9 protein-coding genes, 2 tRNA genes and 2 rRNA genes (1 of these 13 cut by a window edge) are annotated in these 10,000 nt (G+C 39.3%); all 13 read left to right on the plus strand.

Annotated elements, in window-relative coordinates; all coding sequences use genetic code 11:
* Positions 1-374: TRCF domain-containing protein (locus tag SK578_RS00195; RefSeq protein WP_042749706.1), on the plus strand; the 374-nt coding region annotated here is incomplete at its 5' end.
* Between the two features lie 57 nt (positions 375-431).
* Complete coding sequence (locus SK578_RS00200; protein WP_001234978.1) at positions 432-698, plus strand: RNA-binding S4 domain-containing protein; 267 nt, start codon at positions 432-434, stop codon at positions 696-698.
* Positions 691-1,059 (plus strand): septum formation initiator family protein, encoded by a 369-nt coding sequence (locus SK578_RS00205; protein ID WP_042749708.1) that lies wholly within the window; start codon positions 691-693, stop codon positions 1,057-1,059. Before SK578_RS00200 ends, SK578_RS00205 begins: the two co-directional genes overlap by 8 nt.
* 4 nt (positions 1,060-1,063) lie before the next feature.
* Positions 1,064-1,186 (plus strand): SP_0009 family protein, encoded by a 123-nt coding sequence (locus tag SK578_RS11325; protein WP_020902316.1) that lies wholly within the window; start codon positions 1,064-1,066, stop codon positions 1,184-1,186.
* Positions 1,179-2,447, plus strand: coding sequence for a serine hydrolase (locus tag SK578_RS00215; RefSeq protein ID WP_042749712.1), 1,269 nt, complete (start codon positions 1,179-1,181; stop codon positions 2,445-2,447). The genes SK578_RS11325 and SK578_RS00215 overlap by 8 nt, the downstream gene beginning before the upstream one ends.
* The gene (gene tilS / locus SK578_RS00220; protein WP_042749715.1) at positions 2,444-3,721 is read left to right on the plus strand and encodes a tRNA lysidine(34) synthetase TilS; all 1,278 of its coding nucleotides are present in this window, start codon (positions 2,444-2,446) and stop codon (positions 3,719-3,721) included. The genes SK578_RS00215 and tilS overlap by 4 nt, the downstream gene beginning before the upstream one ends.
* Before the next feature lie 4 nt (positions 3,722-3,725).
* Positions 3,726-4,268, plus strand: coding sequence for a hypoxanthine phosphoribosyltransferase (gene hpt, locus SK578_RS00225; RefSeq protein WP_042749716.1), 543 nt, complete (start codon positions 3,726-3,728; stop codon positions 4,266-4,268).
* A 15-nt stretch (positions 4,269-4,283) separates the two neighbouring features.
* On the plus strand, positions 4,284-6,242 hold the full coding sequence (gene ftsH / locus SK578_RS00230) for an ATP-dependent zinc metalloprotease FtsH (RefSeq protein ID WP_033684689.1): 1,959 nt from the start codon (positions 4,284-4,286) through the stop codon (positions 6,240-6,242).
* Between the two features lie 120 nt (positions 6,243-6,362).
* A complete protein-coding gene (locus SK578_RS00235; RefSeq protein ID WP_042749721.1) occupies positions 6,363-6,842 on the plus strand; it encodes a sigma-70 RNA polymerase sigma factor region 4 domain-containing protein in 480 nt (159 codons plus the stop codon).
* Between the two features lie 88 nt (positions 6,843-6,930).
* Positions 6,931-7,002 (plus strand) — tRNA-Glu (locus tag SK578_RS00240).
* A 241-nt stretch (positions 7,003-7,243) separates the two neighbouring features.
* A 16S ribosomal RNA gene (locus tag SK578_RS00245) occupies positions 7,244-8,789 on the plus strand.
* Positions 8,790-8,840: 51 nt separating this feature from the next.
* Positions 8,841-8,913, plus strand: a tRNA-Ala gene (locus SK578_RS00250).
* Between the two features lie 125 nt (positions 8,914-9,038).
* Positions 9,039-10,000: ribosomal RNA gene (locus SK578_RS00255) — 23S ribosomal RNA — on the plus strand; it runs 1,939 nt beyond the window's last position.
* Together the 16S and 23S rRNA genes with 2 tRNA genes alongside form the textbook arrangement of a ribosomal RNA operon.

Below are 10,000 nucleotides of genomic sequence, written 5' to 3' on the forward strand. Positions count from 1 at the left end.
GTGTCAACTACGAAGAATTACAAGAAGAGTTGATGGACCGATTTGGAGAGTACCCAGACGTGGTAGCCTATCTTTTAGAGATTGGTTTGGTTAAGTCTTATCTTGATAAGGTCTTTGTTCAACGTGTGGAACGAAAAGAAAATAAGATTACAGTTCAATTTGAAAAAATTACTCAGCGACTGTTCTTGGCTCAAGATTATTTTAAAGCTTTATCCGCAACGAACTTAAAAGCAGCTATAGCTGAGAATAAGGGATTAATGGAAGTTGTATTTGATGTTCGAAACAAGAAGGACTATGAAATTTTAGAAGGTCTGCTCATTTTTGGAGAAAGTTTATTAGAGATAAAAGTGTCGAAAGAAGGCAATTCTCTTTAACATTTTTCTTCTATAAAATGGAGAAAAATGGTACAATAATAATTTGAGGTAATAAAAATGAGATTAGATAAATATTTAAAAGTATCAAGAATTATCAAGCGTCGTACAGTCGCAAAAGAAGTAGCAGATAAAGGCAGAATCAAGGTAAATGGAATCTTGGCCAAAAGTTCAACGGATTTGAAAGTTAATGACCAAGTTGAAATTCGCTTTGGCAATAAGTTGCTACTTGTAAAAGTACTTGAGATGAAAGATAGTACAAAAAAAGAAGATGCAGCAGGCATGTATGAAATTATCAGTGAAACACGGGTAGAAGAAAATGTCTAAAAATATCGTACAATTGAATAATTCTTTTATTCAAAATGAACATCAACGTCGTCGCTATCTGATGAAGGAACGACAAAAACGTAATCGTTTCATGGGTTGGGTTCTTATTTTGATGATTTTATTGTTCATTTTACCAACTTATAATCTTGCTCAAAGTTATCACCAATTACTCCAAAGACGTCAACAGTTATCAGACTTGCAAACTCAGTATCAAACCTTGAGTGAGGAAAAGGAGAAAGAGACAGCTTTTGCTACAAAGTTGAAAGATGAAGATTACGCTGCTAAATACATGCGTGCAAAATATTATTATTCTAAGAATCGGGAAGTTGTTTATACGATTCCTGACTTGCTTCCAAGGTGATGAAATGGAAAATTTATTAGACGTAATTGAGCAATTTTTGAGTCTATCGGATGAAAAACTAGAAGAGTTGTCTGATAAAAATCAACTATTGCGTTTACAAGAAGAAAAGGAAAGGAAGAATGCGTAAATTCTTAATTATTTTGTTGCTACCAAGTTTTTTGACAGTTTCAAAAGTCGTTAGCACAGAAAAAGAAGTTGTATATACTTCGAAAGAAATTTATTACCTTTCACAATCTGACTTTGGTATTTATTTTAGAGAAAAATTAAGTTCTCCCATGGTTTATGGAGAGGTTCCTGTTTATGCGAATGAAGATTTAGTAGTGGAATCTGGAAAATTGACTCCCCAAACAAGTTTTCAAATAACCGAGTGGCGTTTAAATAAACAAGGAATTCCAGTATTTAAGTTATCCAATCATCAATTTATTGCTGCAGACAAACGATTTTTATATGATCAGTCAGAGGTAACTCCAACAATAAAAAAAGTATGGTTAGAATCTGATTTTAAACTGTATAACAGTCCTTATGATTTAAAAGAAGTGAAATCATCCTTATCAGCTTATTCGCAAGTTTCAATTGATAAGACCATGTTTGTAGAAGGGAAAGAATTTCTACATATTGATCAAGTTGGATGGGTAGATAAGGAATTAACTTCTGAAGAAGATAATCGGATGAATAAAGTGCAAGAAATATTATCTGAAAAATATCAGAAAGCTTCTTTCTCTATTTATGTTAAGCAACTGACTACTGGAAAAGAAGCTGGTATCAATCAAGATGAAAAGATGTATGCAGCTAGCATTTTAAAATTACCTTATCTCTACTATACGCAAGAAAAAATAAATGAGGGTCTTTATCAGTTAGACACGACTGTAAAATACGTATCAGCAGTCAATGATTTTCCAGGTTCTTATAAACCAGAGGGAAGTGGTAGTCTCCCTAAAAAAGAGGATAATAAAGAGTATTCTATAAAGGACTTAATCACAAAAGTATCTAAAGAATCGGATAATGTAGCTCATAATCTATTGGGATATTACATTTCAAATCAATCTGATGCTATATTCAAATCCAAGACGTCTGCTATTATGGGAGATGATTGGGATCCAAAAGAAAAATTGATTTCTTCTAAAATGGCTGGGAAAGTCATGGAAGCTATTTATAACCAAAATGGATTTGTATTGGATTCTTTGACTAAAACAGATTTTGATAATGAGAGAATTGCCAAAGGTGTTTCTGTTAAAGTAGCTCATAAAATTGGAGATGCGGATGAATTTAAGCATGATACAGGTGTTGTCTATGCAGATTCTCCATTTATTCTTTCTATTTTCACTAAAAATTCTGATTATGATACGATTTCTAAGATAGCCAAGGATGTTTATGAGGTTCTAAAATGAGGGAACAAGATTTTTTAAATCATTTTCTCAAGAAGGGATATTTCAAAAAGCATACTAAGGTGGTGCTAGCTCTTTCTGGTGGATTAGATTCTATGTTTCTATTTAAGGTATTATCTACGTATCAAAAAGAGTTAGAAATTGAATTGATTCTAGCTCATGTTAATCATAAGCAGAGAGTAGAATCAGATTGGGAAGAACAGGAATTAAGGAAGTTGGCTGCTGAAGCAGAGCTTCCTATTTATATCAGCAATTTTTCAGGAGAATTTTCTGAAGCGCGTGCTCGAAATTTTCGTTATGATTTTTTTCAAGAGGTTATGAAAAAGACAGGTGCGACAGCCTTAGTCACTGCTCACCATGCTGATGACCAGGTGGAAACGATTTTGATGCGTTTGATTCGAGGCACTCGTTTGAGCTATCTATCAGGAATTAAGGAGAAGCAAGTAGTCGGAGAGATAGAAATCATTCGGCCCTTCTTGCATTTTCAGAAAAAAGACTTTCCACCAATTTTCCACTTTGAAGATATATCAAATCAGGAAAATCATTATTTTCGCAATCGTATTCGAAATTCTTATTTACCAGAATTAGAAAAAGAAAATCCTCGATTTAGATATGCAATCTTAAGCATCGGCAATGAAATTTTAGATTATGACTTAGCTATAGCTGAATTATCAAAGAATATTGATGTAGAGAATTTAGATCAGCTATTGTCTTACTCTGAGTCGACACAAAGAGTTTTACTTCAAACTTATCTGAATCGTTTTCCAGATTTGAATCTTACAAAAGCTCAGTTTGAAGAAGTTCGGCAGATTTTAAAAACTAAAAGCCAGTATCGTCATCCGCTAAAAAATGGTTATGAATTGATAAAAGAGTACCAATGGTTTAAGATTTGTAAAATCAGTCCTCAGTCTGATGAAAAGGAAGATGAACTTGTGTTACACTATCAAAATCAGGTATCTTACCAAGGTTATTTATTTTCCTTTGGAATTCCATTAGAAGGTGAATCAATTCAACAAATACCTGTTTCACGTGAAACATCCATACACATTCGTCATAGAAAACCAAGAGATTTTTTGATTCAAAATGGGCATAGAAAAAAACTCAGACGTCTGTTTATTGATTTGAAAATCCCTATGGAAAAGCGAAAATCAGCTCTGATTATTGAGCAATTTGGTGAAATTGTCTCAATTTTGGGAATTGCGACCAGTAATTTGAGTAAAAACACGAAAAATGATATAATGAACACTGTACTTTATATAGAAAAAATAGATAGGTAAAAAAATGTTAGAAAACGATATTAAAAAAATCCTTGTTTCACACGATGAAATTACAGAAGCTGCTAAAAAATTAGGTGCCCAACTAACTAAAGACTATGCAGGAAAAAATCCGATTTTAATTGGGATTTTAAAAGGATCTATCCCTTTTATGGCTGAATTGGTTAAACATATTGATACACATATTGAAATGGACTTTATGATGGTTTCTAGCTATCATGGTGGAACAGCAAGTAGTGGTGTCATCAATATCAAGCAAGATGTAACTCAAGATATTAAAGGAAGACACGTTCTATTTGTAGAGGACATCATTGATCCAGGTCAAACTTTGAAGAATTTGCGAGATATGTTTATTGCAAGAGATGCAGCTTCTGTTAAGATTGCAACATTATTGGATAAACCAGAGGGACGTGTTGTAGAAATTGAGGCAGACTATACTTGCTTTACTATTCCAAATGAGTTTGTAGTAGGTTATGGCTTAGACTACAAAGAAAATTATCGTAACCTTCCTTATGTTGGAGTATTGAAAGAAGAAGTGTATTCAAATTAGAAAGAACAATTTTTAATGAAAAAACAAAATAATGGTTTAATTAAAAATCCTTTTCTATGGTTATTACTTATTTTTTTCCTAGTTACAGCTTACCAGTATTTTAGTACAGGTAGTGTTGCAGGGAAAAGTGAGCAAATTAATTATACAGAATTGGTAAAAGAAATTACCGATGACAATGTAAAAGAATTGACTTACCAACCAAATGGCAGTGTTATCGAGGTTTCAGGTGTTTATAAAAATCCTAAAACAAGTAAAGAAGAAACAGGCATTCAATTCTTTTCTCCTTCTGCTACAACAGTAGAGAAATTTTCAAGTATTATTCTTCCTTCAGATACTACAGTATCAGAATTACAAAAGCTTGCTTCTGACCATAAAGCGGAAGTAACTGTTAAGCATGAAAGTTCAAGTGGTATGTGGATTAATATTCTTGTATCCATTGTGCCATTCGGTATCCTCTTCTTCTTCCTCTTCTCGATGATGGGAAATATGGGAGGAAATAATAGCCGTAACCCGATGAGTTTTGGACGTAGTAAGGCTAAAGCTGCAAATAAAGAAGATATTAAAGTAAGATTTTCAGATGTTGCTGGAGCTGAGGAAGAAAAACAAGAACTAGTTGAAGTTGTTGAATTCTTAAAAGATCCAAAACGATTTACAAAACTTGGAGCCCGTATTCCAGCAGGTGTCCTTCTAGAGGGACCTCCGGGAACAGGTAAGACTTTGCTTGCTAAGGCAGTCGCCGGAGAAGCAGGTGTTCCATTCTTTAGTATCTCAGGTTCTGACTTTGTAGAAATGTTTGTCGGAGTTGGAGCTAGTCGTGTCCGTTCTCTTTTTGAAGATGCCAAAAAAGCAGCACCAGCTATTATCTTTATCGATGAAATTGATGCTGTTGGACGTCAACGTGGAGTGGGTCTTGGCGGAGGAAATGACGAACGTGAACAAACCTTGAACCAACTCTTGATTGAGATGGACGGTTTTGAGGGAAATGAAGGGATTATTGTCATCGCTGCGACAAACCGTTCAGATGTACTTGACCCTGCCCTTTTGCGTCCAGGACGTTTTGATAGAAAAGTATTGGTTGGCCGTCCTGATGTTAAAGGTCGCGAAGCAATCTTGAAAGTTCATGCTAAGAACAAGCCTTTAGCAGAAGATGTTGATTTGAAATTAGTGGCTCAACAAACTCCAGGTTTTGTTGGTGCTGATTTAGAGAATGTATTGAATGAAGCTGCTTTAGTCGCTGCTCGTCGCAATAAATCGATAATTGATGCCTCAGATATTGATGAAGCAGAAGATAGAGTTATTGCTGGTCCTTCTAAGAAAGATAAGACAGTTTCACAAAAAGAACGTGAATTGGTTGCCTACCATGAGGCTGGACACACCATTGTTGGTCTAGTCTTATCGAATGCCCGTGTTGTTCATAAAGTTACTATCGTACCACGAGGCCGTGCAGGCGGTTATATGATTGCACTTCCTAAAGAGGATCAAATGCTTCTATCTAAAGAAGATATGAAAGAGCAATTGGCTGGCTTAATGGGTGGACGTGTAGCTGAAGAAATTATCTTTAATGTCCAAACGACAGGAGCTTCAAACGACTTTGAACAAGCTACTCAGATGGCGCGTGCAATGGTTACAGAGTACGGTATGAGTGAAAAACTTGGACCAGTACAATATGAAGGAAACCATGCTATGTTTGGTGCACAGAGTCCTCAAAAATCAATTTCAGAACAAACAGCTTATGAAATTGACGAAGAAGTTCGTTCATTATTAAATGAAGCACGAAATAAAGCTGCTGAAATCATCCAATCAAATCGTGAAACTCACAAGTTGATTGCAGAAGCATTATTGAAATACGAAACATTGGATAGTACACAAATTAAAGCTCTTTATGAAACAGGAAAGATGCCTGAAACAGTCGAAGAGGAATCACATGCACTATCCTATGATGAAGTAAAGTCAAAAATGAATGACGAAAAATAACCCCAAGAGAGGCCTGTCCTCTCTTTTTTGTGCAGTTGAGGCAGTGTAGAGAACAGAATGGGGGAAATGGGACAAAAGTGTTTCTGAATCTGTTAAACTGTATCTAGAAAGGGGAATGTTATGTTTAAAGAATTGTATAAAGAAGTCCAGGGAATTGTATATAAGAGTAGAAAAGAATATTACTTGCATTTATGGGAGTTATCTGATTGGGAGCAAGAGGGTATGATTTGCTTATATGAATTGATTAGTAGAGAAGAAGGAATAATAGAAGATATTCCTCGTTTAAGGAAATATTTTAAGACTAAGTTCCGGAATCGAATTCTAGACTATATCCGTAAGCAAGAAAGTCAAAAACGAAGATATGATAAAGAACCCTATGAAGAAGTAGGTGAGATTAGTCATCGTATAAGTGAGGGAGGTCTGCGTCTAGATGATTATTATCTCTTTCATGAAACGCTAAAAGATTATAGAAACAAACAAAGTAAAGACAAACAAGAAGAGTTAGAACGCGTCTTAAGAAATGAACGTTTCCGAGGGCGTCAAAGAGTGTTAAGAGACTTACGTATTGTATTTAAAGAGTTTGACATTCGTACATACTAGGAAGCCATGCAAAAAATGAAAAAAGATAAAAAAAGTAGTTGACAAAGTATGAAAAGTCTGTATAATAGTAAGAGTTGAAAATAACTCAGGTCCGTTGGTCAAGGGGTTAAGACACCGCCTTTTCACGGCGGTAACACGGGTTCGAATCCCGTACGGACTATGGTATGTTGCGGGTGGAACACTTGATGAAAAAAGATTAAAAAAGTTTCAAAAAAGTGTTGACAAGAAAAAGCAGCTGTGATATACTAATATAGTTGTCACTTGAGAGAAGCGAGTGACAAAGACCTTTGAAAACTGAACAAGACGAACCAATGTGCAGGGCACTACAACTAAGATTGTAGTACTGAACAATGAAAAAACAATAAATCTGTCAGTGACAGAAATGAGTGAGAACTCAAACTTTTAATGAGAGTTTGATCCTGGCTCAGGACGAACGCTGGCGGCGTGCCTAATACATGCAAGTAGAACGCTGAAGGAGGAGCTTGCTTCTCTGGATGAGTTGCGAACGGGTGAGTAACGCGTAGGTAACCTGCCTGGTAGCGGGGGATAACTATTGGAAACGATAGCTAATACCGCATAATAGTAGATGTTGCATGACATTTACTTAAAAGGTGCAATTGCATCACTACCAGATGGACCTGCGTTGTATTAGCTAGTTGGTGGGGTAACGGCTCACCAAGGCGACGATACATAGCCGACCTGAGAGGGTGATCGGCCACACTGGGACTGAGACACGGCCCAGACTCCTACGGGAGGCAGCAGTAGGGAATCTTCGGCAATGGACGGAAGTCTGACCGAGCAACGCCGCGTGAGTGAAGAAGGTTTTCGGATCGTAAAGCTCTGTTGTAAGAGAAGAACGAGTGTGAGAGTGGAAAGTTCACACTGTGACGGTATCTTACCAGAAAGGGACGGCTAACTACGTGCCAGCAGCCGCGGTAATACGTAGGTCCCGAGCGTTGTCCGGATTTATTGGGCGTAAAGCGAGCGCAGGCGGTTAGATAAGTCTGAAGTTAAAGGCTGTGGCTTAACCATAGTACGCTTTGGAAACTGTTTAACTTGAGTGCAAGAGGGGAGAGTGGAATTCCATGTGTAGCGGTGAAATGCGTAGATATATGGAGGAACACCGGTGGCGAAAGCGGCTCTCTGGCTTGTAACTGACGCTGAGGCTCGAAAGCGTGGGGAGCAAACAGGATTAGATACCCTGGTAGTCCACGCCGTAAACGATGAGTGCTAGGTGTTAGACCCTTTCCGGGGTTTAGTGCCGTAGCTAACGCATTAAGCACTCCGCCTGGGGAGTACGACCGCAAGGTTGAAACTCAAAGGAATTGACGGGGGCCCGCACAAGCGGTGGAGCATGTGGTTTAATTCGAAGCAACGCGAAGAACCTTACCAGGTCTTGACATCCCTCTGACCGCTCTAGAGATAGAGCTTTCCTTCGGGACAGAGGTGACAGGTGGTGCATGGTTGTCGTCAGCTCGTGTCGTGAGATGTTGGGTTAAGTCCCGCAACGAGCGCAACCCCTATTGTTAGTTGCCATCATTCAGTTGGGCACTCTAGCGAGACTGCCGGTAATAAACCGGAGGAAGGTGGGGATGACGTCAAATCATCATGCCCCTTATGACCTGGGCTACACACGTGCTACAATGGCTGGTACAACGAGTCGCAAGCCGGTGACGGCAAGCTAATCTCTTAAAGCCAGTCTCAGTTCGGATTGTAGGCTGCAACTCGCCTACATGAAGTCGGAATCGCTAGTAATCGCGGATCAGCACGCCGCGGTGAATACGTTCCCGGGCCTTGTACACACCGCCCGTCACACCACGAGAGTTTGTAACACCCGAAGTCGGTGAGGTAACCGTAAGGAGCCAGCCGCCTAAGGTGGGATAGATGATTGGGGTGAAGTCGTAACAAGGTAGCCGTATCGGAAGGTGCGGCTGGATCACCTCCTTTCTAAGGATAAGGAACTGCGCATTGGTCTTGTTTAGTCTTGAGAGGTCTTGTGGGGCCTTAGCTCAGCTGGGAGAGCGCCTGCTTTGCACGCAGGAGGTCAGCGGTTCGATCCCGCTAGGCTCCATTGGTAGAGAGATCACCAAGTAATGCACATTGAAAATTGAATATCTATATCAAATAGTAACAAGAAAATAAACCGAAAACGCTGTAGTATTAATAAGAGTTTATGACTGAAAGGTCAAAAAATAAGGTTAAGTTAATAAGGGCGCACGGTGGATGCCTTGACACTAGGAGCCGAAGAAGGACGTGACAAACGACGATATGCCTTGGGTAGCTGTAAGTGAGCGATGATCCAGGGATTTCCGAATGGGGGAACCCAACAGGTACTACCTGTTACCCGCATCTGTTAAGGATGTGAGGAGGAAGACGCAGTGAACTGAAACATCTAAGTAGCTGCAGGAAGAGAAAGCAAAAGCGATTGCCTTAGTAGCGGCGAGCGAAACGGCAGGAGGGCAAACCGAAGAGTTTACTCTTCGGGGTTGTAGGACTGCAATGTGGACTCAAGGATTATAGAAGAATGATTTGGGAAGATCAGCCAAAGAGAGTAATAGCCTCGTATTTAAAATAGTCTTTGTACCTAGCAGTATCCTGAGTACGGCGGGACACGTGAAATCCCGTCGGAATCTGGGAGGACCATCTCCCAACCCTAAATACTCCCTAGTGACCGATAGTGAACCAGTACCGTGAGGGAAAGGTGAAAAGCACCCCGGGAGGGGAGTGAAATAGAACCTGAAACCGTGTGCCTACAACAAGTTCGAGCCCGTTAATGGGTGAGAGCGTGCCTTTTGTAGAATGAACCGGCGAGTTACGTTATGATGCGAGGTTAAGTTGAAGAGACGGAGCCGTAGGGAAACCGAGTCTGAATAGGGCGCCTTAGTATCATGACGTAGACCCGAAACCATGTGACCTACCCATGAGCAGGTTGAAGGTGCGGTAAGACGCACTGGAGGACCGAACCAGGGCACGTTGAAAAGTGCTTGGATGACTTGTGGGTAGCGGAGAAATTCCAAACGAACTTGGAGATAGCTGGTTCTCTCCGAAATAGCTTTAGGGCTAGCGTCGACATTAAGATTCTTGGAGGTAGAGCACTGTTTGGGTGAGGGGTCCATCCCGGATTACCAATCTCAGATAAACTCCGAATGCCAATGAAT

Origin of the sequence: Streptococcus mitis (assembly GCF_000722755.1) — a bacterium.
GTDB classification, from domain to species: Bacteria; Bacillota; Bacilli; order Lactobacillales; family Streptococcaceae; genus Streptococcus; species Streptococcus mitis_CM.

Excerpts from the sequence above, each read along its gene's own strand:
- SK578_RS00200 (WP_001234978.1), top strand. The coding sequence starts at position 432 with ATGAGATTAGATAAATATTTAAAAGTATCAAGAATTATCAAGCGTCGT.
- SK578_RS00205 (WP_042749708.1), top strand. The coding sequence starts at position 691 with ATGTCTAAAAATATCGTACAATTGAATAATTCTTTTATTCAAAATGAA.
- SK578_RS11325 (WP_020902316.1), top strand. The coding sequence starts at position 1,064 with ATGGAAAATTTATTAGACGTAATTGAGCAATTTTTGAGTCTATCGGAT.
- SK578_RS00215 (WP_042749712.1), top strand. The coding sequence starts at position 1,179 with ATGCGTAAATTCTTAATTATTTTGTTGCTACCAAGTTTTTTGACAGTT.
- tilS (WP_042749715.1), top strand. The coding sequence starts at position 2,444 with ATGAGGGAACAAGATTTTTTAAATCATTTTCTCAAGAAGGGATATTTC.
- hpt (WP_042749716.1), top strand. The coding sequence starts at position 3,726 with ATGTTAGAAAACGATATTAAAAAAATCCTTGTTTCACACGATGAAATT.
- ftsH (WP_033684689.1), top strand. The coding sequence starts at position 4,284 with ATGAAAAAACAAAATAATGGTTTAATTAAAAATCCTTTTCTATGGTTA.
- SK578_RS00235 (WP_042749721.1), top strand. The coding sequence starts at position 6,363 with ATGTTTAAAGAATTGTATAAAGAAGTCCAGGGAATTGTATATAAGAGT.